The following is a 24,715-nucleotide window of genomic DNA, read 5'->3' as shown; positions in this document are numbered from 1 at the left end:
CCTGGCGCGCAGGACTGTCGATGGCAGCCGCTGCCTGCCTCGCCATCACCGGCCTCGCGGCACCCGCGGCCGCCGCCACGGTCGAGTCGGGGCTGCCGAGCGGCAACACCACCTACCGGACGTTGGCCGACTACGAGCGCGACATGGAGACGTTGGCGCGTGAGCACGCCGATCTGGTCAAGCCGCTGACGCTTCCGTACCCGACCTCGTCGGGCCGGCTGGTCCGCGGCCTCGAGATCACCCGGAACGTGCAGGCCAACGACGGCAAGCCCGTCTTCGTCACGGTCGGGATGCACCACGGCAACGAGTGGCCCAGCGGGGAACTCGTCATGGAGTACGCGGTCGACCTGGTGAACGCCGCGTCCGCCGGCGATCCCTACGTGTCCGCCCTGCTGGACCGCGCCCGGCTCGTGGTCGTGCCGGTCGTCAACGTGGACGGGTTCGTACGCAACCGCCGGCAGACCGACACCAACGTCGACATGAACCGCAACTACGGGTTCGGCTGGCTGCCGATCTCGACGGGCGGCGCGGCGCCGTGGTCCGAGCCGGAGGCGAGGAACATCGAGTGGCTGCTGTCCACCCGACAGGCCACCACCTTCGTCACCCAGCACACGTGCATCCAGGTGGTCCTCTACCCGCCCCTGCAGCTGGCGGTCGGGCCGACCCAGGACGTGGCGCGGTACGAGGATCTGGCGACCAGGATGGCCAAGCGCTACGGCGCGAACTACATCCCGCGCGACTCCGCCCACGACTACGAGACCACCGGTGAGGCGATCGACTGGGCCTACTTCGCGACGCGGGGGCTGGCCTTCACGGCCGAGACCTGCCCCGACCGCGGCGTCCCGCGGACCTTCCAGACCCAGGTGACGGACACCTACCCGGCCCACCGCCTCGCCATGTTCGAGGCGTTGGAGAACACCGCCGACCCGGCACAGCACGCGGTCATCGAAGGCAAGGCACCCAAGGACGCGGTGCTGCGGATCAGCAAGTCCTTCGACATGTACACCCAGCCCTACCCGCAGCCGGACGGTACGACGCGACCGAGCGGGTTCCCCACGACGCTGACGTCCGACCTGGACATCACCCAGCCGAACGGCAAGTTCCACTGGTCGGTCAACCCGTCGTACCGGCCGGTGCCGCCGTATCAGGCCGACGGCGTGCACCCGAACCAGACCGGATTCCACACCGAGCCGTGGATCCTGACGTGCGAGCGACCGGACGGCACGGTCCTGCAGCGGACGCCCGTGAACGTCGACCTGGGCCAGACGGTCACGGTCGACCTGCAGCAGTGCACCCGCAACTTCCACAAGAAGGACCTGAAGTAACACCCGCTGGACGCGGTGCCGGCCGGCTCCGACCTCCGTCGTAGCCGGCCGGCACGCGCTGGACAAGAACGGCAGCGGGTCGCCGACCCTCGGCGGGATCCCGCAGCCCCACCCGGTCCCGCCGCTCGGCACGCTGCCGAGAAGGGCTGCCACCGCCGCAAGCCCATTACCTCGCCGCCCAGGGAATAGGGCCTCACCAGGCAATATCGAATGCCATTGAATGCTGGCCGCGCGTGCTCGAATCGAAGGACACCTTCAGCGCGGCTGGGCAGAAAAATGTAAAACCGCAGGTCAGAGCGGCAGCATTCAGGACAGTTCAAGCTGGCGGTGGGCGCCGACTGCCCACTCAGCACGTCGTTGACCAGCAGCCGCCCGCCCGCTCGCGGGCTCAGCGCCGCCGACACCTTCACGGGTGTCGCATCGCACAGCATTCTCGTTGGCAGCCTCGCGTGCACGACCGCGGCTCGTGTCGGCAACAACATGAGCGGACATCAGCCGACTGTCCGAACGGGTCGGCCGGGCGGACAGCCCTCCTGACGCGTTGTGCAGAATCGACCTGATCCATCACATAGTTCCGGCGTGTTCCCCTTTGCGTCGTGTTAGCTTTTCCTCCAATTCACCTCGGCCCAAACCGGGCCGAATCAGGACAATTCGGACATCAGGCACAAAAGGGTGGATTGTGCCCGCAAATGACGGGGGAAAGAGCTGATGAAAGGTACGTGGACTGCCGCCGCCGGCGGCAGCGCGGGGGAGGCCGGCTTTGCACGGCGGACCGGCCGCACGGCGTCCGTCAGGGAGGGGATCCGGTGACCTTGAACCGGGACATCGACACGCACGTCCCCAGTCAGCTGACCGAGGAACCACCGCTCACCGCATCGTCCGGGCAGGGTGACCGGGCACTGAGCATCCTGCGGATGCGGGAACGGCCCGCGGACGAGGCCGGAGCGGTCGACGCTGGTCCCGAGCGGCAGACCGTGAGCGTGGTCATCCCGACGCTCAACGAGGAGAAGAACATCGCGTGGGTGCTCGAGCGCATGCCGCCGATCGTCGACGAGGTGGTCCTCGTCGACGGGCACTCGTCGGACCGTACGGTCGAGGTCGCCCGCGCCATCCGGCCGGACATCGTGGTGCTGACGCAGAACTGTCGCGGGAAGGGTGACGCGGCCCGGGTGGCGTTCGCCGCGGCCACCGGCGACCTGATCGTGATGATCGACGCCGACGGCAGCATGGATCCCCGCGAGATCCACCGCTACGTCACCCCGCTCATGAACGGCTACGACTTCGTCAAGGGCTCGCGCTTCCTGACCGGCGGCGGATCGACCGACCTGACTGCGCTGCGCCGGAGCGGCAACCAGGTGCTGGTGCGACTGACGAACAGCTTCTTCCTCGTCCACTTCACCGACCTCTGCTACGGCTTCGTGTCATTCCGCCGCGCCTGCCTGCCGGCGCTCGCCCTGACCGCGCACGGTTTCGAGATCGAGACCGAGCTCGTGGTCCACGCGCTGAAGGCGAACCTGCGTATCGCCGAGGTGCCGAGCAACGAACTCCCCCGCCGCTGCGGCATCTCCAACCTGCGCACCTTCCGGGACGGTCAGCGGGTGCTCCGGACCCTGCTCCGGGAGCGGTTCGTACGGCGCCCTCGACCGGTGGTGGACCCGATCGACCACCGCGTGCTGCAACGGTGGCAGCCCCCGCCCGCCGAGTCGACCAGCCCGACCCTGAGCGAGGTGCCCCGATGAGGACGCATTCCCTCCGGCGTGTCCGGGTGGCGCGCGGCGGCTTCGCCCTCGCCCTGCTGCTGGGCGTGCTGGTCGGCGCCGCGCCCCTGCCCGGCGGGCTCGCCACACCGGCCAGGGCGGCCGCCGGTGACATCGGCTACGTCGGTCCGTCCACCTCGGGCGACGGCTCGGCGGCGACCGGTGAGAAGCCGGAGAGCAAACTGTGGTGGAACGACGGCGCCTGGTGGGCGGTGCTCTTCCACACCGGCAGCCAGACCCACCACATCTTCCGGCTGAACCGCTCCACCCAGCAGTGGATCGACACCGGAACCGTCGTCGACAACCGGCCGAAAACCCGTTCCGACGCGCTGTGGGACGGCACCCGGCTCTACATCTCCTCGCACGTCCGGGCCAGTTCGTCCGCGGACGCGACCGCCGGCAACCCGGCCCGGCTCTACCGGTTCAGCTACAACGCCGCGACGAAGACCTACACCCGCGACACCGGCTTCCCGGCACAGATCAGCAACTACTCCAGCGAGGCCCTGACCATCGACAAGGACTCGACGGGCGTGCTCTGGGCGACCTGGACACAGGGTTCGAAGGTCTACGTGAACAACACGACGGGCGGGGACGCGGTCTGGGGCACCCCGTTCGTGCTTCCGGTCACCGCCGCCAGCAACCTGGACAGCGACGACATCTCGTCGTTGGTGAGCTTCGGGGGCTCCCGGATCGGCGTGATGTGGAGCAACCAGGTGAAGTCCGCGGTCTACTTCGCCGAGCGCGTCGACGGCGCGTCGCGCTCCACCTGGGACGTCACGCGTACGGCGGTCCAGGGTCCGAACAGCGCTGACGACCACATCAACCTCAAGGCGCTCGAGGCCGACGCCGCCGGACGGGTCTTCGCGGTCATCAAGACCAGCCTCGACGACGCCGGCGCCACGAGCTCGGCGCCCTTGATCATGCTCCTCGCCCTGGACCCGTCGACCCACGACTGGTCCAGCTACAAGGTCGGGCGGATCAAGGACTGCCACACCCGGCCGGTCCTGCTACTCGACTCCGAACATCAGATGCTGTACGTCTTCATGACCGCGCCGGACAGCGGGTGCCCCTACACGGGTTACCCGGGAACGATCTTCATGAAGAGCTCCCCAATGGGCAGCATCAACTTCCCCGACGGCCGCGGCACCCCGGTCATCAGGGACGCCCTCTCGCCCAACATGAACAATGTGACGAGCACCAAGCAGAGCGTCACCAGCGCCACCGGCATGGTGATCCTGGCCAGCAACGACGTCACCCAGCGCTACTGGCACGCCGACCTCCCGCTGGGCTCGTCGTGAGCGCCGGGACCACCCTCGAGCCCCGCCTCGGGCCGGCACCTGGCGACCCGCGGCCGCTGCGCGTGACCAGTCCGGCCCCGGCCGACGTGTGGGAGCAGGTGCTCGCCTCCGCGCCGAACGCCCTGCCCAGCCAGACGCCGACCTGGCTCCGCTGCGTGTGCAGAGTCAAAGGCTACGAGGACGTGTCGCGGCTCTACGAGACCGTCGACGGCAGGCGTCTCATCCTGCCGCTGGTCCGACGAACGGGGCTCGGTCCGATCCTCGCGACCGACTTCGGACTCCCCGTCGGCTGGGGACCGGGCGGGCTGGTCTGCGAGGACGGCGATCTCCGCCCGGAGGACGTCCGGATGGTGGTCGCCGACCTGGCACGGCGGCACGTGCTGAGCACCCTGGTCCGCCCCGACCCGGCGGCGGCCGGGACGTGGGAGGCCGTGGTGCCGGCGAGCGTGCTGCGCGAGAAGCGGATGACGCAGACGGTCTTCCTCGACGGCGGCTTCGACGAGGTCTGGCGCAAGCGGTTCCGCAGCGACACCCGCAACCGGATCCGCCGCGCGGAGCGGGCCGGCGTCGTCGTCGAGTGCGACGACACGGGCCGCCTGGTCCCGGTCTTCCATCAGCTCTACGGCGAGTCCGTCGACCGCTGGGCGCGGCGGGATCGGCTCCCGCTCCCGCTCGCCCGGCGGTTGGCCGCCCGACGGGAGCCGCACCGGAAACTGCGCACCGTCGCGGAGATGCTCGGGTCCCGGTGCCGGATATACGCCGCCCACCACGAGGGACGACCGGTCGCCGCGATCGTCGTGCTGTTCGCCGCGACGACGGCGATGTACTGGCGCGGCGCGATGCTGGAGCAGTTCGCCGGCCCCGTCTACGCCAACTACCTGCTGCACAAGACGGCGATCGCGGACGCGGTCGAGGCCGGATGCACGGTCTACAACATGGGCGACTCGGCGCGGGTGTCCTCGTTGGAGCTGTTCAAGAGCCGCTTCGGCGCTGTCAGCCAGGACTACGCCTGCTACCGGATCGAGCGGCTGCCGATCACCCCGCTGGTCGAGCGCGCCCGGGGCGGCGTACGGCGGATCCTGGCCCTCCGGCCGGTACGGAGTAGTGCATGATCCGTACACCGCCTGGCTTGCCGGGCCCGCCGACGGCGGTGGCGGGGCATCCGGAACCGCGACGGCGGGTGGAGGCGGCGACGGCCGCGCCCGGGCTCGCCCGGTCGGTGCTGGCCGGCCTCGACGAGGCCGGCGTGCGCTGGTGCCTGCTCCGCGGCGGTCCGGAGGCGCTCGTCGCCCCCGGGGACCTGGACCTCCTGGTCGCGCCGGCCGATCTCGCGCGGGCCGTGGCCGTCATCACGGCCCACGGGCTGATCCGCCTGGCCAGTCACGGCCGGGCCAGTCACCGGTTCTTCCTCGGGCTCGACGCGGCCACCGGATCGTGGGTCGAACTCGACCTGGTGACGGAGCTCGCCTACGGCCGGCACTTCGAGGTGCGCACCCGGGCCGCCGACCAGTGCCTGGGCCGTCGGGCACGCCAGGCCGACGGGTGGGTACTCGCGCCCGGAGACGAGTTCTGGGCGCTGCTGCTGCACTGCGTGCTCGACAAGGGCAGGTTCGCCGAGCACCACCTGCGTCGTCTTCGACAACTGGCGGGCCACGCCACGCTCGACGGTCCACTCGCCCGGGCGCTGCCGGACCGGGCGGCCCGGATGCTGCTGGCCTACTGGCGGGTCGATTGCCCGGCGGCGCTGCCGGCCGTCCGTCGGCGACTGCTCAGCACCTGGTGGCGGGCCCACCCGGCCAGCGCGGCCCGCCGCCTCGTCGGCTCGACCGCCCTGCACTCCGTCGAGCGGCCGTTGCAGGCGTGGAGCCGTCGGGGTGCCGGCGTTGCCCTGATCGGTCCCGACGGATCGGGGAAGTCCACCCTGGCCCAGGCGATCGAGTCGACGTTCTACTTTCCGGTCCGCCGCGTCTACATGGGGCTCTGGCCGTCGAACGAGGCGCCGCGCAGCACCGCTGAACAGGGCATACGCATCCTGCTACGCCCGTTCACCGTGTGGCGCCGCTACCTGGCGGCGGTCCGCCACCGGGCGCTGGGCCGGCTGGTGGTCTTCGACCGCTACGTCTACGACGCCCTGCTGCCGCCGCGCGGGCCGCTGGTCTGGCTCAAGCGACCGTACTTCCAGTTGCTGAGCCGACTCTGCCCGGCACCCGACGTGGTGCTGCTGCTGGACGTCCCGGGGCCGGTCATGCACCGCCGCTCCGGGGAGTACGACCCCGAGCACCTCGAGCGGGAACGCGAGCAGTACCGGCGGCTGCGCCGGCGAGTTCCGCACCTGGAGCGGGTCGACGCCGACCGGGCGCCGGAGCTGGTGCTCGCCGACGCGCTCGGCCGGATCTGGCGGCACTACGTCGAGCGGACGGCCCGGTGAGGGGCGCCGTACAGTGGGCGCAGCCGGTCCTGCGGGACCGGCTCGCCTGCTGGCTGCACCGGCCCGAACGGAGCTGGACCGCCACCGTCGCACCCCGCCTGGTCGCCCGGGCCACCACCACCGACGATACCCGGTGGCGGACCGAGTCCGTCGCCTTCACCAGCACGTCCGTCGCCGTGGCCACGGTTGGCAGCCGCGGGGCGGGCGAACGCTACATGGTCAAGGTGCCCTGGACGCATCAGGCCGCCGAGGGGCTGCGGCGCCAGGCCGACGTGCTCGACCTGCTGTGGACGAACCCACGCCTGCCCGGCCTGCGCTCGCTCCTGCCGTACTGCGTGGCGCGGGGTGAGGTCGACGGGCGCTACTACTGCGTGGAAGGGGCGCTGCGCGGCGCTCCGGCGAGCGGGATGATGCTGCGGCGTAGCCGGCGGGCCGCGCTGCTCGCCTCCGCCGGCCGGGTCATCCACGACCTTCACCAGCGCACCCGCGAACGGACCCTGCTCGACCGGGCCGCCCTGGAGGAGTGGGTGGACGTCCCGCTCCGGCGGCTGAGGGAGTTCGCCGCCACCCACCCGCGCCGTGGCCGGTTCCTGGACACGGTCTGGCGACTACGCGAGGAACTCGTCGTCGCCCTCGTCGGCCGCACCGTGCACACCTCCTGGATCCACGGCGACTTCTGGCCCGGCAACCTGCTGGCCACCTCACCGGACGGCCAGGTGACCGGGATTGTCGACTGGGACCGGGCCGCGGCACACCAACTCCCCCTGCACGACCTGCTGCACCTGCACGTCCTCGCCCGCCGGCTGGCCCACGGCGACGAACTCGGCGAGATCGTCGTCCAGGCGCTACGGCATGGGATCGACCGGGCGCTCGACGTCCCCGCCGACGAGGCGGCCGCATGGCTGGACGGCATCCCGCCCCGACCGGCCCTGCTCCTCTACTGGCTACGCCACATCCTGCTCTTCATCGATTCGGAAGGTGACCATGACGATCCACGCTGGATCCGCGGAAACGTCGAACGCGTCCTCGCCAACGTCTGAGCCGGTCGCCGTCCTCGATCCGGCGGCACCGGCCCGGCTCGGCTCGGCCCCGACCGTGACCGTGGTCGTCTGCGTCTACACCGAGCGGCGGTGGCCTCAGATCGTCCGGGCGGTCCACTCGGTGCTGGCGCAGGACGTACCGGCGGACCAGGTCGTCGTGGTCGTCGACCACAACCCGGCGCTGCTGGAGCGGGTGTGCGCCACGTTCCCCGAGCTGACCGTCGTGCCGAACGCCGGCCCGCGCGGCCTGTCGGCGGCCCGCAACACCGGGGTGGCCCGGGCGACCGGCGAGATCGTCGCCTTCCTCGACGACGACGCGGAGGCGGAGCCCGACTGGCTGGCCCGGCTGCTGCCGCACTACCGGGACCAGCAGGTGCTCGCGGTCGGCGGCCACGCCGTACCGGCGTGGGAGGAGAAGCGGCCGCGCTGGCTGCCCCCCGAGTTCGACTGGGTGGTCGGGTGCAGCTTCACCGGCCAGCCCACCGAGGTCACCCCCGTGCGGAACGTCATCGGCTGCAACATGTCCTTCCGCCGGTCGGTGCTGAACCGCACCGCCGGCTTCGACCCGGCGCTCGGCCGGGTCGGCCGGACACCGGTCGGCTGCGAGGAGACGGAGCTCTGCATCCGGATCCGGCAGCTCGAACCGGACGGCGTGGTGCTCTACGAGCCCGCGGCCCGGGTCCGGCACCGGGTGACCGTCGATCGGACGACGTGGCGCTACTTCCGCCAGCGCTGCTTCTCCGAGGGACGGTCCAAAGCGGTCGTCGCCCGGCTGGTCGGTAGCGACGCCGGGCTCGCCACCGAGCGCACGTACACCCGCCACACCCTGCCCGCCGGGGTGCGCCGCGGGCTGCGCCAGGTCCGCGCCGGCGACCGCGCCGGCCTGCTGCGATCCGGCGCGATCGTCGCCGGCCTACTGGTGACCGCCGCAGGCTATGTCTCGGCCCAGGCCATGCGCGCCTCGCAGGCGGTCGGCAAGCCGGACCCCCGGCGGGCGGGCCCGGCGCCGGTACGGGTGCTCGCCGTCGAGCTCTCCGAGGGCGTGCCCGACATCCCCGACACGGGCGGCCCGGACGGCGCCCGGTACGCCGCGGCGCAGGTACTGGTCCGGCTGCACGGGGAGCCGCTCGGGCTGGTGGACGTCGCGCTGCCGGCCGGCGGGCTGACCGCGCCGGCGCTCACCGCCACGATCCGGGACCGCCTCGCCACGGCGATCGACGGGCACCTGCACCACGACGGCCTGCCCACGCTCGACCGGCTCGACACCCGCCCGGTCGGAGAAACCGTCGGCACCGGGTCGTGTCCGTCCCGCCGGCCTGCGGCGGCGCACGCCCCGTTCGTCACCGTGATCCTGCCGACGTGTGGACGCACGCCGCTCTTCGAATCCACCCTGGACTCGCTCGCCGCGCTCGACTACCCCCACTTCGAGATCGTCGTGGTGGACAACGCGCCGCAGGTGAGCGACACGGCGCGGACCATCGCCAGCCGCTCCGCCGCCGATCCGCGATTCCGCTACACGAGTGAACGGCGACCCGGCGTCGCGCAGGCCCGTAACCGGGGGCTGGCCGAGGCGCGGGGCGAGATCGTGGCCTTCGCCGACGATGACCTCGTCATCGACCGAGGGTGGCTGCGCAACCTCGTCGACGGCTTCACCGACGACGACGTGGTCGGGGTGACCGGTCACATCCTCGCCCGGGAACTCGACACGCCGGCACAGATCTGGCTGGAGCAGTACGGCGGTTACGGCAAGGGCTGCCAGCGGCGGAGGTTCGACCGGTCCGGGGTCACCACGCTCGATGCGGGAGACGCACGCCGCGTCGACCTGCCACCGCGCTCGCTCCACCCGTACCTGCCCGGATCGTACGGCTCCGGCGCCAACATGGCGTTCCGCACCGATGCCCTGCGCCGGTTGGGCGCCTTCGATCCGCGGCTGCGCAGCGGGGAGGACATCGACCTGCTGCTGCGTACGGTGCTCGCCGGACACGCGCTGACCTACGAGCCGGGCGCCATCACCTGGCACACGCACCGACGTGAGCTGCGGGCGCTGCGCCGGACCATGTACCAGTACGGGGTCGGCCTCGGCACCGTACTGACGAAGTGCCTGACGAGCGACCCCACCGCCCGACGCGAGCTGCTGCGGCGGCTACCCCGCGGCATCGCCTACGCCCTGCGGCCGGGGTCGGCGAAGAACAACCGGAAGCAGGAGGGCTATCCCGCCTCGCTGACCGTTCTCGAGCTCTGCGGGCTGGCGCTCGGGCCGGTCTACTACGCCGCCGCCGCGGCCCGATCAGGAAGGAGCCGCAGGTGAACCGTCAACCGAAGACGGTCGTCCCCGTCCTCTGCTACCACAGCATCGGCGACGTACCCCGAGACAGCACGCTGCGCTGGTCGGTGTCACCGGGCGACTTCGACGAGCAGATGGCGCTGATCCGGGAACGAGGGCGTACGCCGATGACGGTGAGCGGCTACGCGGCCGTGCTGCGCGGGCTGGCTCCGCTGCCGCCGCGACCAGTGCTGATCACCTTCGACGACGGCTTCCCCGACCTCGCCGACACCGCACTGCCGGTGCTGCGCCGGCACCGGCTCACCGCCACCGCGTACGTCATCGCCGCGCGGGTGGGCACGGCGCCGGCACCGGACCGGGATCCGTCACTCGACTGGGACCAGCTCCGCGAACTGCACGCTCACGGGGTGGAGATCGGGTCGCACAGCCGGAGCCACCCCGCGCTCGACTGTCTACGCCCGACCGAGCTGCACCAGGAGATCGCGGGGAGTCGGCAGGTGCTGGAGGACGGTACGGGGACGTCGGTCCGGTCGTTCGCCTATCCGTACGGCTACCACAGCAGTGCCGTCCGGAGCGCGGTGCGCGCCGCCGGCTACTCCTCCGCCTGCGCAGTCAAGAACGCCCTGAGCCACCCGGATGACGACGTCTTCGCCATCGCCCGGGTGCTGATCGAGCGGGACACCGGCGTCGCCGGAATCGGAGCCCTGCTGCACGGCACCGGCTGGCCGCTGGCCTGGCGCGGCGAGCGGCTGCGCACCCGGGGTTGGCGCGCGTACCGACGGGCGCGCCACCTGGTGCACACGGCGCGTCCCCGACTGCACCAGCCGACCTCGTGACGGCAGCGGAGAGCACCAGGAACGGGAGGAGGGATGGCGTCGTGAGCGCCCAACGTGCCGGGACCGCGGACGCGCCGGTCGGCCGCACGGCTCCCGGTGGCAGCATCGTCGCCGCGCCGATCGCGTTACGCCTGCGGCAGCACCTGCGCGACCCGCTGAACGGCAACGTCTACGCGCTGATGCTCAACACGGTGGTGAGCTCGCTGCTCGGCATCGCGTACTGGGCTCTCGCCGCGCGCCTCTACTCGCCGACCGAGCTCGGCATCGGGGCGGCGACGGTGTCCACAATGACGTTTCTCAGCAACCTCGCCCAGCTCAACCTGAACGGGGCCCTCGCCCGCTTCCTGCCGGCCGCGGCGGGGCAGAGCGGCCGGCTCGTCGGGTACGCGTACGCGGTCACCTGTCTCGCGGCGCTCGCCCTGAGCGGCGGTTTCCTGCTGCTCGCTCCCCTGGTCACCGACCGGCTCGATTTCCTGCACCGCACCCCCCTGTTCGCCGTGGCGTTCGCCGTCGCCGTCGCCTGCTGGGGCGTCTTCACCCTGCAGGACAGCGTGCTGACCGCCCTGCGCGGTGTCGTCTGGGTCCCGATCGAGAACACCGCCTTCGGGCTCGCCAAGATCGGGCTGCTGGTGCTGTTCGCCGGCGTCGTGCCGAGCCTGGGCATCTTCGTCTCGTGGAACCTGGCGGTCGTCGCGGCGCTCATCCCCGTCAACATGCTGGTCTTCCGCCGGCTGCTGCCCCGACAGCGGGCACTGCGCACCGAAGCGGCGCTGCCGGGCCGTCGGGGTCTCGCCCGGTTCGTGGCGCTGGACTACGTCGGATACCTGTTCATGCAGGCCGGTACGAATGCTCTGCCGCTGCTCGTGACCGCCCGGTTGGGCGCGGAGGCCAACGGCGTCTTCTACGTGGCCTGGCTGCTCGGCGGCTCGCTGGAGCTGGTGGCGTACCACTTCGGCACCTCGCTGACCGTGGAGGCCGCCGCCGACGAATCGCGGCTCGCGGCGTACGCGCGGCAGGTGCTGCGCCGGGGCCTGCTCCTCTTCGTACCGGCGGTCGTCCTGCTCTGCGCGTCGGCGCCGCTGCTGCTGGCCCTGTTCGGCAGCGACTACGCCGAGCCCGGCTCGGACACCCTGCGGCTCTTCGCCGTCGCGGTGCTGCCCAAGTTGCTGCTGACCGTCTTCGTCGCGGCGTCGCGGGTGCAGCGCCGGGTGGGGCGCATCATCGCCGTGCACGCATCCACGAGTGTCCTGGTCGTCTCGCTGGCGGTGGTCGCGATGGCGGAGATCGGGGTCGCCGGGGTCGGCGTCGCCTATCTCGCCGGACAGCTCGTGGTGGCGGCGGCCGTGCTGCCGTCGCTGGTGCGGCTGCTGCGGGCCGCGTCGTGAGCGGCGCCGCGGCCCTGCTGGCCGCCCCGGCCTCAGCCGGCCGGCGGATCCGACACGGCCTGCTCGCCGGTGCCGAGTGGGCTGCACCGACGGTGGCGCTCGCGCTCGGGGTCTGGGCCCTGCAGCGGGGGGACGCCGCCGACATCGGGTCGCTCGGCCTGGTCACCGCGCTCCGCCCCGAACTGTACGTCGCACTGGCGCTGCTGACCGCGAGCTTCCTCCGCGGCGTCTTCCGCCCCCGCCCGGCTTCCGATGCCCTGCTCGCCGCGCACGTGGTGGTGCTCGTCATCCTGCTCTTCGGCGCGGCGCCGATCATCGAGCCCCTGCCGCGGGTGATCTCGGGTTGGCTGCACGTCGGCTTCGCCGACTACATCGCCCGTACCGGGGAGACCCTGCCGGAGATGGACGCCCGCTTCAGCTGGCCCGGATTCTTCGCGCTGACGGCCATGGCGACGCGGCTGGGCGGGCTGCCGGACGCCATGCCGCTGCTCGCCTGGGCGCCGGTGGTGTTCAACCTGCTCTACGGCGTCGCGGTGTTCCGGCTCGCCCGGTTGCTGTCGACGGACGCGCGGACGGCGTGGCTCGCCCTCTGGCTGTTCTTCCCCGCCAACTGGGTGGGGCAGGACTACTTCGGCCCCCAGGCGATGAACTACCTCTTCTACCTGGTCCTGCTGATGGTGCTGCTCCGCTGGTTCCGCCCGGTCCCGCACGACAGCCGGCAGGGCGAGCGGACCTGGCGGAGCCCGACGGCGTTGCTGCGACGCCTGCTCCGGATCCCGCCGCGGCCGCTGCTGCTCGAACCGGGGGGCGATCGGGCCAGCCCGGCGTCGCTGGTCGGGCTGGTCGCGGTGGTCCTCGTGATCTTCGCGGCCAGCACGGTGAGCCACCAGCTCACCCCGATCGCGATCGTGGTCAGTGTCGGTGCGCTGGTGCTGGTCCGCCGTTGCACGCTCCGTACGCTGCCGGTCCTGCTGGCCGTCATGCTGATTGCCTACATCAGCTACGGCGCCGTCGCGTACTGGGTGGGGCACCTGGACGACATGTTCGGCTCCTTCGGCAATGTCGGCGGCACCATCAACGACGGGGCGGTCCAACGGGTACGCGGCGACGCGGGGCACCAGATGGTGGTGCTGCTGCGGGTCCTTCTCGCGATGGCGGTCTGGGGGCTGGCGGCCATCGGCGCGTGGCGACGAATGCGCCGGGGCCAGGCTGTCCTGGGCCTGCTGGCGCTCTCCGGTGCACCGTTCCTCCTGCTGGGGATGCAGAGCTACGGCGGGGAGATCTTCCTCCGGGTATACGCCTTCGCCCTGCCGTTCATGGCGATCCTGCTGGCCGCGCTGCTGGTCCCGGCGTGGCCGGCGCGGCGTCGCGTCCCCGCGGCCCTCGCGGCGGGCGCGCTGAGCGCCGTCCTCATCGGCGCGTTCTTCGTCGCCCGATACGGCAACGACGCCTTCGAGCAGGTCCGCCCGGGTGACCACCGGGCCGTGGAATGGCTCTACGCGCACGCCCCGGCGGACGCCACGTTCGTCTCGGTGACCTCGAACGTCCCCTGGCGGGCGAAGGGCGTCGAACGGTACCAGTACCGACCCCTCGGCCAGGATCTCGGGCCGACAACGGTGCCCGCCATCGAGGAGGAGATGCGGGCCAACCCGAAGGGCGCCTACCTGGTCATGACGAAGGGCCAGTTCGTTTTCGCGCAGTCGTTCCTGGGCAAGCCGCGAGGCTGGGGCGAGGACCTGGAACGCCAGGTCGTCGACTCAGGACGGTTCCGGCTCGTCTACCAGAATCCCGAGGCGAGGGTCTACGTCCTCGGCAGCAGCGAAGGGGGCGGCCGGTGACCCAGATCGCCGATCCCGGCATCGATGCCAGTCCAGGTTCTCCGAGCCAGCCGGCCCCGCCCTCGCTGACGGACCTCCCGTCGGGTGTCCCGTGGTCAGCGTTGGTGACGCTGGTCGCCGGTGACGCCGTGCTCGCCCTCGTCCTCTGGGACGTGCCGGGCATCCTGCGGACCGTCAGCGTCCTCGCCTACCTCGCCGTGGCGCCGGGGCTGGCCTGCGCGAGGCTGATCCGGATCCCGGACGGCCTCACCCGGTTCGTCGTCGGCGTCGCGCTCAGCCTCGCCCTCGGCGTCCTGGTCGCGCAGGGGATGCTCCAGCTGCACCTGTGGTCGCCGCTGCTCGGGATCGTCACCCTCACCGTAATCGCGTCGCTGGCCGCCCTGATCGAGCTGGCCCGGGACGTGCTGCACCACCACCGGAGGCGACGGATGGAGCCGGCATGACTGACATCGTCCTCAGCGTGGCACGTTCCGGGCCCGTCCAGGTGACCGTGCTCACCCTGCTCGTGGTGGCGCTCATCGCCCGAATCGTGGCGCAGCTCGCCGCGCGACCGGCGCGGCTGGAGGTCCTCCGGACCCTCGACATGGTGGCCGCACCGCTGCTCGTCGCGTTCGTCGTCATTATCCTGCAGCGGTTCGCTGAGCTGAGCTGACCGTGGCCGGTGCAGCCCAGCTCACCCCCGCCCGTCGCGCCTTCACAGGCCGTGGCGGCGGTCGCCCGCCACCAGCTCGGTGATCCGTGCCTCGGACCGGGCCGAGAACGGATCCCGGTGGGCGGCGACCGCCTGCCGGGTCTCCTCGGCCACCAGATCGGCGTTGATCTGGGCGCCCGCGCCCGCGCCGGCCGCAGCGGCGGCGCCGACCTGGGCGGCCGGGTCGGTGACGTTGCCCGCGACCCACACTCCGGACACCTCGGTACGGCCGGTCGCGTCGGCCGGGATGTGCTCCCCGACCCCGGCGGGGTGCGCCGCCGGCCGCAGCCCGAGCGCCGCCAGGAACCCGGCCCGGGCCACCATCCGCGGCGCGACCACCAGGGCGTCGCGGTGGACCAGCCGGCCGTCGCCGAGGCGCACGCCCACGAGACGGTCCTGGATGACCTCCAGGGACGCCACCTCGCCGGCCACCACACGGACGCCGCGGGCGGCCAACTGCTCCGCCTGCTCATCCGTGGGCGGCGGCATGGTGTGGGGGAAGAACGTGACATCGGCGCTCCACTGGCGGAACAGCAACGCCTGGTGCACCGACAGCGGCCCGGTGGCCAGCACCCCGATCGCCCGGTCCCGGACCTCCCAGCCGTGGCAGTACGGGCAGTGGATCACGTCCCGGCCCCACCGGGCCCGCAGTCCCGGCAGCTCCGGCAGCTCGTCCACCAGCCCGGTGGCCACCAGCAACCGGCGCGCCCGGACGGCCCGGCCGTCGGTCAGCGCCACCCCGAACCCGTCGTCCGCGCGCGTCGCGGCGCCGACCTCGCCGGGCACCACCTGGCCGCCGTAGTCACGGACCTCCGCCCGGCCGCGCTCCAGCAGCTCGGCCGGGGACATCCCGTCGCGGGCCAGCAGCCCGTGCACCCCGTCGGCCGGGGCGTTGCGCGGGGCACCCGAGTCGATCACCAGTACCGATCGGCGTGCCCGGGCCAGCATCAGCGCCCCGCTCAACCCCGCGGCACCCCCGCCGATCACCACCACGTCATAGCTCTCCCTGAGCTGCTCGGTCATCCTGACCACCTCCCAGGGCAACCATCCGGGCCGCCTGCGAAAGTGGCAAGCTTTGTTGCTGTTATGGCAAGCTGATGGCATGGACGATGACCTCGACCAGGCGCTCGACGCGGTCGGCCCCCGGCTGCGCGCGCTGCGGCGGCAGCGCGACACCACGCTCGCCGAACTGTCGGCCGCCACCGGCATCTCGGTGAGCACCCTGTCCCGGCTGGAGTCCGGCACCCGCCGGCCCACCCTGGAACTCCTGCTCCCCCTGGCCCGGGCCCACGACGTCACGCTCGACGAACTCGTCGGCGCCCCGCCCACCGGAGACCCGCGCATCCACCTGCGCCCGGTCACCCGCCACGGCATGACCATGCTGCCGCTGACCCGCCGGGCCGGCGGCATCCAGGCGTACAAGCTGGTGATCCCCGCCAACGGCCGGCGGAACGAACCCGACCCGCAGACCCACGAGGGCTACGAATGGCTCTACGTCCTCAACGGGCGGCTGCGGCTCGTCCTCGGCGACCACGACCTGGTGCTCTCCCCCGGCGAGGCGGCCGAGTTCGACACCCGCGTACCGCACTGGTTCGGAGCCGCCGACGCCGAACCGGTCGAGTTCCTCAGCCTCTTCGGCCGGCAGGGCGAACGCCTGCACCTGCGTGCCCGCCCCACCACCGGCTCCCCGCGCTCCGACCGAGTTGCCGGATGAGCGCAACCCGGTCCGCCGCCCAGGCCTGGGACGAGGAGTACCGGCGCGGCAGGTACCAGGACGAACCGCCGGTCGCGTTCGTCGCCGACATCCTGGCCGCCGCCCGTCGAAAGGGCGCGACCGACGGGCTCTACGTCGGCTGCGGCAACGGCCGCAATCTGCTGCCGTTGGTGGACGGCGGGCTCGACCTGCTCGGCCTGGACATCTCCGCCGAGGCGGTGTGCCAGCTCGCCGACCGGCGACCGGACCGGGCCGGGCGGCTGCGCCACGGCGACCTGGACTCGTTGCCGCCCGGGGCGACCTGGCCGTTGGTGATCGGCATCCAGGTCTTCCAGCACGGCGACCGCGGGCAGGCACACCGGCAGGTCCGCGCGGCACAGCGGCGGGTCGCCGCGGGCGGTTTGATCTGCGTACGCGTCAACGCGGTCGGCACGGACGTGTGGCCGGCGCACGACGTGGTCGAGCGGGCACCCGACGGCGGATTCACCGTGCGCTACACGGCGGGGCCGAAGCGCGGGCTGGACATCCACTTCTTCAGTGCGGCGGAGCTGGACCAGCTCTTCGCGGGGTGGACACCGGTACTTCCGGCCCGGCCGCAGCGCACCGAGCGGGACACCCCCGGCACCGGGCAGTGGACGCAGTGGGAGGCCATCTGGCGACGCCCGGCGGAGCTGGTCACCCCATAGCCAGACCCCGCTGCCGCACGGGGTAGCCGGGTGGCGGTCAGCTGCCCTTGGCTGATCCGGCGGCGGCACCCTGCGGTCGCCCGCCTGGTTGCCGAGATGGTGACGGCAACCTGGACTGGCCGGCCCCAGGTGCGTCGACGGGCAACGCCTCGAGCTGGAAGCGGCTCAGCAGGTCGGGCAGGAACGTCGCGAGGGCGGTGGCGGTGTTCTGCCGGTCGCCGCCGCCGTCGTGCAGGAGCACGATGGAGCCGGCCCTGGTGCCCTCTGTGACGGTGGCGATGATGGCGGCTGCTGCCGGTTCCTCCCAGTCGCGGGGGTCCACCGCCCAGTGCAGACCGGTCATGCCCAGGTCCTCGGCGACGTCGACAAGCTGTGGGGTCCAGTTCCCGCCCGGCTGCCGGAAGTACTTGATCGGGGCCTGCGGTGCGGCGGCGTGGATGGCCTGGCTGGTCCGGAGCAGATTGCCCTCAATGTCCAGACGTGGCCGGCTGCCGAGGTCGAGATCCTCGTTCCAGGTGTGGTTGCACAAGGTGTGACCGTCGGCCACGATGGCCCGCACGAGTGCCGGATACGCCGCCGCGTTCTTGCCCAGCAGGCAGAACGTCGCCTTGACGTGGTACTGGCGCAGTGTCTTCAGGACGAGCGGTGTCCAGGTGGGATCGGGCCCGTCATTGAAGGTCAGCGCCACCTGCGCCGTGCCGGTGGTCAGCTGGACACCGGTGGGAACGGGCGATTCGGTGGCGGACGGCGCTTCGGCCGACGATGACGCGTGCGGCAGCAGGGACCGGCTGATCAGATAGACGCCGCCGACCAGCACCGCCAGCACCAGGGTCAGGACGGCGGCGCGCAGCGCCGGAGACCGGCGCATCAGGTTGTCCTTCGGCTGTCTGCCGCCGCAGGCATGTCATGGCTGGTCACTGTCGCCCTCTCTCTCCCGATCCGACAGTCGCCACGTTAGCCGCCAAACAATCCCGGGTCGCTTATACGAACAAAATCACCTCATTCCTGGAATTTCGGCACCCAGCTACGTGAGCACGGCCGGCGAGGCGAAATACGAATGCGACTCTGGCCGGAGTCCGGGCACGACCCGACCTTGAGCCCCTTCTCGACACCGAACCCGGATCGGTCGGGCCGGACGATATTCGCCAGTGGACGCAGCCGGGGGCTGGTCCGCCGCGCAGGTGCACACGCCGCAGCCGGGCACAGGTCGACCTCGTGCGCACGACGGCGCGACTTCGCCGCCCGGCAGCAGTTCGCAGGTTCCGCCGCCGCCGGCGGTCGTGATTGCGTCCGGTCGGGACGAAACACCAGCCAGCCGCGTTCGCCGACCAAAATTCCCAGGCTCCTGAAACCGTTTTCCGCACCATCGGCCCAGCCCGGGTCGAGGCGCCAGGTACCGCCGCCGAAGAAAAGAAATCGGCAGCCGATCGAATCCCTCCACGCGCAGCGTTCGACACCTCCCGATCCTTCACGCTCCACGCTGATTCATCCGGGACTGCCGACCATCGACCGTCCGGAAACCCAACGACCGACCTCGGCGCGGCGCAGCGCCCCGGCGACACGCCCCGCCGCGCCCGCCGACGCCGAGCCGACCTCGGAGCACACGAAACAGCAGGTCAGACCGATGATCCCGACGATCGGGATACGCGCACCCGACCCCAATGCGCCCATATTGACCGTTATCGAGTACATCGATGAGCATCTTTGCCGCACAACCAATCTTTCGGGCATTCCACCCGAGCGTCCGACATTCATCCGGCAAGTTCAATCGATGTCCGTCAAGTCCTTGACGGACTCTCCACCCGCCCGCAAGATATAGGCGGTCATCGCTTGATGGATGGCCCCACGGCTATCCATTCGCCCGACCTGCGAGCACGGGGAAAGAGGCAAGGACGCTTCTTACGCTCGCCATCGAAAGCTTGCGGCAACACCTGACGCAATTGTTCACGGGGGGCAAGGAAATGTGCCGGGACGGCCGGCACATGGGCCGCCTGACGCGTGAAGGAGAGACGCAGTGAACCCGCTGGTCTCAGTCGTCATACCCTGCTACAACCGGGCGCGCACGGTCGAGTTGTGCGTACGGTCGGTGCGGCAGCAGACGTATCCGGCCATTGAGATCATCGTGGTCGACGACGCGAGCAGCGACGGCTCCGCCGGCGTGGCCGAGTCGGCCGGTGCCACCGTCCTGCGCCTGCCGACCAACAGCGGCCCCGGGGCCGCCCGGAATCTGGGCGCCGAGCGGGCTCGCGGCGAGATCCTGTTCTTCCTCGACGCGGACGTCGCACTCGAACCGGGAAGTGTCGCCGCGGCGGTCGCGAAGCTGCGGTCCACGCCGCGGCTGGGTGCGATCTGCGGGGTACTGCGACCGGAGTCGCTGCTGTCCGACAACCTCGTCGCCGAGTACCGGGCCCTGCAGATGTACCACTGGTGGCTGGCCCGGGAAGGCCCCATGGAAGGGCTGCACACGGCCCTGTGCGCGATGCGTGCCGAGGTGTTCCGCGAGATCGGACCGTTCAATCCCGACCTGCGGCACACCGAGGCGCCGGAGTACGGGCACCGGATCCGCCAGCGCTACGACGTGCACAGCACCGCCGCGATCGGCGGCGTCCACGACCACGACACCACCCTGCGGGTGCTGCTCCCGAAGGTGTTCCTGCGGGCCCGCGCCAGCGCGGCCGAGGTGCGGCGCGGCGAGGTGCTCGGCGGCGCCGCGTCACGCGTGCTGGCCAGCGGCCTGGTCCTTGCCGCCGCGCTCACGCTGCCCGTACCGCTGGTCGGCTGGCCCGGCGGCGTGGCGGTGCCGCTGGTGCTCGTCGCCGTGGCCAGCGCGCTGGAGGCAGACACCTACCGCCGGGTGGTTGCCAGCCGGGGATTCCGCTTCGGACTGCGGTTCGCCGCGGTCCACCTGCTCTACCAGCTCACCTCGGCGGCCGGAGCGGCGATCGGGACGGCAGAGCGACTGCTGCGCCGCGCCACTTGGCGGGCCACCCCCTCGGTCGAGGTCCCCCGGTGACCGTTCTCCTCCGGGATCGCACGTGCTCCGCGCGGGCCACGGTCGCGGGCACCGTACTCCTGGCCACCGTCGGCACGACGGTCGCGGCCATCGCGGTCGTGCACTGGGTCGCGGCGCGGACCGGGAGCGCCTGGTCGCCCGGTGGCGACCTGGCGGTCTACCGGGACGCCGCCGAGGCGATCCTCGCGCGCCGTTCGCCGTACGAGGTCAGCCGCGCCGGATACGGGTTCGTCTACCCGCCGTTCGCCGCGCTGGCCCTGACTCCGCTGGCCTGGCTCAGCCCGACGGCCGGGTTCTGGGGCTGGACTGTGCTGTCGGCACTCGCCGTGCCGGCCGTGGTGTGGCTCCTGGTCGCCCACCTCACCCCCGTCGGGGACCGGCGGCGGCCGACCCTGCTGGCGGTCGGCACCCTGGCCGTGCTGCCGCTCTCACCGATCGCGGGAACGCTGCTGCTGGGCAACGTCAACACCATCCTGCTGGCGCTGGTCCTGGTCGACCTGCTGCTGATCACGGGACGGCACCAGGGGATCCTGCTCGGGGTCGCCGCCGGGATCAAGCTGACGCCGCTCGTCTTCGTCGGCTACCTCCTGCTGACCGGCCGCACCCGGGCCGGCGTGACCGCCCTGGCCAGCTTCCTCGGCACCGCGGCGATCGGCTTCCTGCTCCTGCCCGCCGCCTCCGCCACCTACTGGGGCGGCGCCTTCCTGGACAGTTCGCGGACCAGACCGCCGGGCGAGGAGGCGTTCGGCAGCTCCGTCCGGGGTGCCGTGCTGACCCTCCTGCCGGGGCCCACACAGCCTGCCTGGCTACCGGCGAGCGTCATGGTGGGCGTGGTGGGGTTGACCGTCACGGTGTGGGCGAGCCGGCGGGGCGAGGAACTGACCGGGATCCTGGCGTGCGCGGTGACGGGCCTGCTCATCTCGCCGGTCACCTGGTACGCCCACTGGGTCTGGTGCGTGCCGCTGCTGGCGCTGCTGGCCGCGCGTACCTGGCACCGGCCTCGCCGCGCGCGGCTGCTCGTCGGTGGCCTGTGGCTCGTGTTCGCCCTGCCGCTGCCGTGGTGGGTCGCGTACGTCGTCGGCTGGGCGCCGGTCCCGGAACGGGCCTGGGTGGCGCCGGTCGAGCTGCTCTACACCCTCACCGGCGCGGGGCTGCTGGTCCTGGCCGTGGCGTGGCTGCGCCGCACCGACCCGGAGCGGCCGGGCCATGCGACGGTTGGCGGGAGGCGCTGATGCGGGCGCCCGACGCGGTCGCGGTGATCGTGCCGAACTTCAACAAGGCCAAGACCCTGCGCGCCTGCCTCGAATCCATCTACGCCCAAACCCACCAACCCACCGAAGTCATCGTCGTCGACGACCACAGCACCGACAACTCCCCCACCATCGCCCGCGACTTCCCCTGCACCCTCATCCACACCCCCACCAACCAAGGACCAGCCGCCGCCCGCAACACCGGCGCAGCCGCCAGCACCGCCCCCCTCCTCTTCTTCGTCGACTCCGACACCGCCCTCGCCCCCGACGCCATCGCCAACGCCATCCACACCCTCCACACCACCCCCCACGCCGGCATGGTCCAAGGCATCTACGCCCCCCACCCCCTCTACGACGACGGCCCCATCGAGGCATACCGCGTCGCCTTCGAACACCACTGGCGCAAACGCAGCGTCGGACGGGCCCGGGCGGCGACGCTCTTCGCGGCCAGCCTGATCCCCCGTACGGTGTTCACCGAGGTCGGTGGGTTCGACGAGCGGCTACGCACCGGGGAGGACGCCGAGTTCGGCACCCGGATGCCCGACCGGTACCGGCTGGTGGTCACCGACACGGTGGTGACCCGGCACGACGACGTGGATCGCTTCCTACCGTTCGTGCGGGAGCAGTTCAGCTTCGCGACCGCCACCCCGCTGGTCATGCTCCGTGCCGGACGGCGCCGCAACGCCGGCACCGGGATGCGGGTGAACGCGGTGTCGCCGACGGGGCTGGTGCTGTCCGGGCTGAGCCTGCTGACGCTGCCGTTCCTGCTCGTCCTGCCGTGGCTGCTGCCGCTGTGGCTCGCCCTGCTGGTGGCGTCCACCGCGATGAGCCACGACTTCCTCCGCTTCACCTACCGGCTGCGCGGCGCCGGCTTCGCCGCGTACGCGACGGGCATGCACACGCTGTTCTACGCCCTGGCGGTGGTCGGCACCGGGGTGGGCGCCCTGCGGGTCGCCTACGTCCTGGCCCGGGGGTGGGCGCGGTGACCGGGCCCGACGCGGTCGCGGTGATCGTGCCGAACTTCAACAAGGCCAAGACCCTGCGCGCCTGCCTCGAATCCATCTACGCCCAAACCCACCAACCCACCGAAGTCATCGTCGTCGACGACCACAGCACCGACAACTCCCCCACCATCGCCCGCGACTTCCCCTGCACCCTCATCCACACCCCCACCAACCAAGGACCAGCCGCCGCCCGCAACACCGGCGCAGCCGCCAGCACCGCCCCCCTCCTCTTCTTCGTCGACTCCGACACCGCCCTCGCCCCCGACGCCATCGCCAACGCCATCCACACCCTCCACACCACCCCCCACGCCGGCATGGTCCAAGGCATCTACGCCCCCCACCCCCTCTACGACGACGGCCCCATCGAGGCATACCGCGTCGCCTTCGAACACCACTGGCGCAAACGCAGCGTCGGACGAGACACCGGGGCGCTGCTGGCCGCGGCTCTCCTCCCCCGCGCGGTGTTCACCGAGGCCGGCGGGTTCGACGAGCGGCTACGCGACGGCGAGGACGACGAGTTCGGCACCCGGCTGCCCGACCGGTACCGGCTGGTGGCGACCGATACCGTGGTCACCCGGCACGACGACGTCGACCGGCTGCTTCCGCTGCTGCGCGAGCAGTTCGTGCGGGCCGCCACAAAGCCCCTGCTGATGGTGCGGACGTGGCGGCGGCAGCGGGCCGGTGCGACGGGCGTCCGGGTGGGGATGATGTCACCGGACCGGTTCCGGCACCTCGACTGGTCCGCGCGGATCACCCTGGTCGCGTCGGGGCTGGCGTTGTTGACGGTGCCGTTGACCGTGGCCGTGCCCTGGCTGCCGCTGACCTGGCCGGCGTTCGGCGTGGTCGTCGTCGCGGCCAACCACGGGTTTTTACGGTTCGCCTACCGGTTGCGGGGGCCCCGGTTCACCGTGTTCGCGGCCGGGATGCACCTGCTGGCCCACGCCACGCTCGTCGCCGGGCTCGCCGCCGGAGTGCCGCGGGCCGCGTACCTGCTGCTGCGGGAGCGGACCCGCGGGGCGCGGTCGCGCCCGGCGGAGGCGGGGGCGGGGGCGGGGGCGCGGCGATGATCCTGGACCCCCCGCTCGGCCCGGAACCCGCCGCCGAGCGATCCGGGAGGCGGTGGCGGCCCCGGCTGTGGCGGCTGGTCACGGCGGTGTTCGGCCTGGTCGTCACAGTCGCCGTCGGGCGGGCGTTGGCCGACCAGGACTGGTCGGTCGTGGCCGTCCTGCTGAGCCGGCGCGACGGCGTCCAGATCGGCCTGCTGCTGGCCGCCGCCCTGCTGGCGGCGACGGTGGGGCCGTTGCTGGGAATGCTCTCCTGGCGGACCGTCCTGCTGGAACTCGGTCCGCCGGTCAGCCTGACGCGCGTCGTACGAATCTTCTTCGTCGGGTTCCTCGCCAAGTACGTCCCCGGCAAGGTGCCGGGCGTGGTCGCCGCCGTCAAGGTGGCCACGGCCAACGGGGTGACGCTGTCCCGGACGCTGGTGGCGGGGACGCTCAGCATGCTCCTGGTGCACTCGACCGGGCTGACCGTCGGGCTGCTCACCGGCGCACAGGTGCTCGGCGGCCGGGCGGTGTGGCTGGTGCTGCCTGCCCTGCCGGTGCTGGTGGTGGTGTGCTGGCCGGACGTGCTCGGCCACGTCACCCGCCTGGTGCTACGGCTGCTGCGCCGGCCCGAGCCGGCGGCGGCGGTGTCCGGCCGGGCGGTACGGGTAGCGGTGGCGTGGCAGACCCTCTCGTGGCTGGTCAGCGGCCTGCATTTGTGGCTGCTGGCGGTGGCGATGGGAGCCGCCCCCGGGCGCGCGCTGCCGCTGTGCGTCGGGGCGTTCGGACTGGCGACCGTCGTCGGCGTGCTGGCCGTCGTCGTACCGGACGGGCTCGGGGTGCGCGAGGCCGTGCTCTCCGGAGCCCTGGCACTGGTGCTGCCGGTGCCCTCGGCGGTGGCGGTGGCCGTGGCGAGCCGGTTGGTGACCACGGTGGGCGAGGTGGTGCTCGGCGGGGCCGCGCTGGGGGCGGTGGAGGTGGTCCATCGAAGGTCGTCCGCATCGGATGCGGCGTTCGTGAGGGAGATGAGCGGTGATGCGCAGGTTGATCGGGCTTGAGGAGTGCGAACAGCTGACGACGCGGGAGGTGCATGATCTCTACCGCCGGTACGTCAGCCGGTCGC

At 72.0% G+C, this 24,715-nt stretch carries 21 protein-coding genes; 19 read left to right on the top strand and 2 right to left on the bottom strand.

The annotated features are described in order from the left end of the window. The first annotated feature begins 20 nt into the window (after positions 1–20). The 12 genes from ACGF4F_RS01660 to ACGF4F_RS01605 all read left to right on the top strand — a co-directional run bounded on the left by ACGF4F_RS01660 (position 21) and on the right by ACGF4F_RS01605 (position 14,843). A complete protein-coding gene (locus ACGF4F_RS01660) occupies positions 21–1,325 on the top strand; it encodes a M14 family zinc carboxypeptidase (RefSeq protein WP_357435612.1) in 1,305 nt (434 codons plus the stop codon). Positions 1,326–2,131: 806 nt separating this feature from the next. Beyond that, on the top strand, positions 2,132–3,064 hold the full coding sequence (locus ACGF4F_RS01655) for a glycosyltransferase family 2 protein (protein WP_357435614.1): 933 nt from the start codon (positions 2,132–2,134) through the stop codon (positions 3,062–3,064). Next, the gene (locus ACGF4F_RS01650) at positions 3,061–4,380 is read left to right on the top strand and encodes a hypothetical protein (protein WP_357435616.1); all 1,320 of its coding nucleotides are present in this window, start codon (positions 3,061–3,063) and stop codon (positions 4,378–4,380) included. Before ACGF4F_RS01655 ends, ACGF4F_RS01650 begins: the two co-directional genes overlap by 4 nt. A 62-nt stretch (positions 4,381–4,442) precedes the next feature. Further along, positions 4,443–5,492, top strand: coding sequence for a GNAT family N-acetyltransferase (locus ACGF4F_RS01645; protein ID WP_357435617.1), 1,050 nt, complete (start codon positions 4,443–4,445; stop codon positions 5,490–5,492). Then, a complete protein-coding gene (locus ACGF4F_RS01640; RefSeq protein ID WP_357435619.1) occupies positions 5,489–6,808 on the top strand; it encodes a hypothetical protein in 1,320 nt (439 codons plus the stop codon). The genes ACGF4F_RS01645 and ACGF4F_RS01640 overlap by 4 nt, the downstream gene beginning before the upstream one ends. Beyond that, positions 6,805–7,848, top strand: coding sequence for a phosphotransferase family protein (locus ACGF4F_RS01635; RefSeq protein WP_393073796.1), 1,044 nt, complete (start codon positions 6,805–6,807; stop codon positions 7,846–7,848). Before ACGF4F_RS01640 ends, ACGF4F_RS01635 begins: the two co-directional genes overlap by 4 nt. Continuing rightward, positions 7,793–10,156 carry a glycosyltransferase gene (locus tag ACGF4F_RS01630; protein ID WP_393073793.1) on the top strand — a complete coding sequence of 788 codons (2,364 nt, stop codon included), beginning with the start codon at positions 7,793–7,795 and terminating at the stop codon, positions 10,154–10,156. Before ACGF4F_RS01635 ends, ACGF4F_RS01630 begins: the two co-directional genes overlap by 56 nt. Then, on the top strand, positions 10,153–10,968 hold the full coding sequence (locus ACGF4F_RS01625; protein ID WP_357435625.1) for a polysaccharide deacetylase family protein: 816 nt from the start codon (positions 10,153–10,155) through the stop codon (positions 10,966–10,968). The genes ACGF4F_RS01630 and ACGF4F_RS01625 overlap by 4 nt, the downstream gene beginning before the upstream one ends. Before the next feature lie 41 nt (positions 10,969–11,009). Beyond that, positions 11,010–12,353, top strand: a complete 1,344-nt coding sequence (locus tag ACGF4F_RS01620) for a lipopolysaccharide biosynthesis protein (RefSeq protein WP_393073789.1) — start codon at positions 11,010–11,012, stop codon at positions 12,351–12,353. After that, complete coding sequence (locus ACGF4F_RS01615; protein WP_393073786.1) at positions 12,350–14,191, top strand: hypothetical protein; 1,842 nt, start codon at positions 12,350–12,352, stop codon at positions 14,189–14,191. The genes ACGF4F_RS01620 and ACGF4F_RS01615 overlap by 4 nt, the downstream gene beginning before the upstream one ends. Before the next feature lie 104 nt (positions 14,192–14,295). Continuing rightward, complete coding sequence (locus tag ACGF4F_RS01610; protein WP_357435629.1) at positions 14,296–14,634, top strand: hypothetical protein; 339 nt, start codon at positions 14,296–14,298, stop codon at positions 14,632–14,634. Next, positions 14,631–14,843 (top strand): hypothetical protein, encoded by a 213-nt coding sequence (locus ACGF4F_RS01605; RefSeq protein ID WP_357435630.1) that lies wholly within the window; start codon positions 14,631–14,633, stop codon positions 14,841–14,843. The genes ACGF4F_RS01610 and ACGF4F_RS01605 overlap by 4 nt, the downstream gene beginning before the upstream one ends. A gap of 42 nt (positions 14,844–14,885) precedes the next feature. Here ACGF4F_RS01605 and ACGF4F_RS01600 read toward each other — a convergent pair whose 3' ends face one another. Further along, entirely contained in the window at positions 14,886–15,905 is a 1,020-nt protein-coding gene (locus ACGF4F_RS01600; RefSeq protein WP_357435632.1) for an NAD(P)/FAD-dependent oxidoreductase, read from the bottom strand. A 79-nt stretch (positions 15,906–15,984) separates the two neighbouring features. On the opposite strand from ACGF4F_RS01600, the gene ACGF4F_RS01595 reads away from it, so the two are divergent. Beyond that, entirely contained in the window at positions 15,985–16,596 is a 612-nt protein-coding gene (locus ACGF4F_RS01595) for an XRE family transcriptional regulator (protein ID WP_357435633.1), read from the top strand. After that, positions 16,593–17,282: a methyltransferase gene (locus ACGF4F_RS01590; protein WP_393073782.1), complete on the top strand. Its 690-nt coding sequence runs from the start codon at positions 16,593–16,595 to the stop codon at positions 17,280–17,282. The genes ACGF4F_RS01595 and ACGF4F_RS01590 overlap by 4 nt, the downstream gene beginning before the upstream one ends. A gap of 37 nt (positions 17,283–17,319) precedes the next feature. Here the strand turns inward: ACGF4F_RS01590 and ACGF4F_RS01585 are convergent, their stop codons facing one another. Beyond that, positions 17,320–18,150, bottom strand: a complete 831-nt coding sequence (locus ACGF4F_RS01585) for a polysaccharide deacetylase family protein (RefSeq protein WP_357435637.1) — start codon at positions 18,148–18,150, stop codon at positions 17,320–17,322. Positions 18,151–19,296: 1,146 nt separating this feature from the next. Here ACGF4F_RS01585 and ACGF4F_RS01580 point away from each other — a divergent pair. The 5 genes from ACGF4F_RS01580 to ACGF4F_RS01560 are packed head-to-tail and all read left to right on the top strand — an operon-like array spanning position 19,297 to position 24,650. Next, positions 19,297–20,295 (top strand): glycosyltransferase family 2 protein, encoded by a 999-nt coding sequence (locus tag ACGF4F_RS01580; RefSeq protein ID WP_393073779.1) that lies wholly within the window; start codon positions 19,297–19,299, stop codon positions 20,293–20,295. Beyond that, entirely contained in the window at positions 20,292–21,527 is a 1,236-nt protein-coding gene (locus tag ACGF4F_RS01575; RefSeq protein WP_393073776.1) for a glycosyltransferase 87 family protein, read from the top strand. Before ACGF4F_RS01580 ends, ACGF4F_RS01575 begins: the two co-directional genes overlap by 4 nt. Beyond that, on the top strand, positions 21,527–22,531 hold the full coding sequence (locus ACGF4F_RS01570; protein ID WP_357435644.1) for a glycosyltransferase family A protein: 1,005 nt from the start codon (positions 21,527–21,529) through the stop codon (positions 22,529–22,531). The genes ACGF4F_RS01575 and ACGF4F_RS01570 overlap by 1 nt, the downstream gene beginning before the upstream one ends. Further along, positions 22,528–23,616, top strand: a complete 1,089-nt coding sequence (locus tag ACGF4F_RS01565; RefSeq protein ID WP_393073773.1) for a glycosyltransferase family A protein — start codon at positions 22,528–22,530, stop codon at positions 23,614–23,616. The genes ACGF4F_RS01570 and ACGF4F_RS01565 overlap by 4 nt, the downstream gene beginning before the upstream one ends. Further along, positions 23,613–24,650: a lysylphosphatidylglycerol synthase domain-containing protein gene (locus tag ACGF4F_RS01560; RefSeq protein ID WP_357435648.1), complete on the top strand. Its 1,038-nt coding sequence runs from the start codon at positions 23,613–23,615 to the stop codon at positions 24,648–24,650. Before ACGF4F_RS01565 ends, ACGF4F_RS01560 begins: the two co-directional genes overlap by 4 nt. Positions 24,651–24,715 lie beyond the last annotated feature (65 nt).

The sequence above is a fragment of the Micromonospora sp. NPDC047740 genome, from assembly GCF_043204735.1.
In the GTDB taxonomy this organism is placed as follows: domain Bacteria; phylum Actinomycetota; class Actinomycetes; order Mycobacteriales; family Micromonosporaceae; genus Micromonospora.
Note: the sequence above shows the minus strand (reverse complement) of the source record. Positions and strands in the feature narration are given on the sequence as shown.

Bases quoted from the DNA above. Each gene is read 5' to 3' on its own strand.
- ACGF4F_RS01660 (WP_357435612.1), top strand. From the start codon at position 21: ATGGCAGCCGCTGCCTGCCTCGCCATCACCGGCCTCGCGGCACCCGCG.
- ACGF4F_RS01650 (WP_357435616.1), top strand. From the start codon at position 3,061: ATGAGGACGCATTCCCTCCGGCGTGTCCGGGTGGCGCGCGGCGGCTTC.
- ACGF4F_RS01640 (WP_357435619.1), top strand. From the start codon at position 5,489: ATGATCCGTACACCGCCTGGCTTGCCGGGCCCGCCGACGGCGGTGGCG.
- ACGF4F_RS01630 (WP_393073793.1), top strand. From the start codon at position 7,793: ATGACGATCCACGCTGGATCCGCGGAAACGTCGAACGCGTCCTCGCCA.
- ACGF4F_RS01605 (WP_357435630.1), top strand. From the start codon at position 14,631: ATGACTGACATCGTCCTCAGCGTGGCACGTTCCGGGCCCGTCCAGGTG.
- ACGF4F_RS01600 (WP_357435632.1), bottom strand. From the start codon at position 15,905: ATGACCGAGCAGCTCAGGGAGAGCTATGACGTGGTGGTGATCGGCGGG.
- ACGF4F_RS01595 (WP_357435633.1), top strand. From the start codon at position 15,985: ATGGACGATGACCTCGACCAGGCGCTCGACGCGGTCGGCCCCCGGCTG.
- ACGF4F_RS01590 (WP_393073782.1), top strand. From the start codon at position 16,593: ATGAGCGCAACCCGGTCCGCCGCCCAGGCCTGGGACGAGGAGTACCGG.
- ACGF4F_RS01585 (WP_357435637.1), bottom strand. From the start codon at position 18,150: ATGCGCCGGTCTCCGGCGCTGCGCGCCGCCGTCCTGACCCTGGTGCTG.
- ACGF4F_RS01570 (WP_357435644.1), top strand. From the start codon at position 21,527: ATGCGGGCGCCCGACGCGGTCGCGGTGATCGTGCCGAACTTCAACAAG.
- ACGF4F_RS01560 (WP_357435648.1), top strand. From the start codon at position 23,613: ATGATCCTGGACCCCCCGCTCGGCCCGGAACCCGCCGCCGAGCGATCC.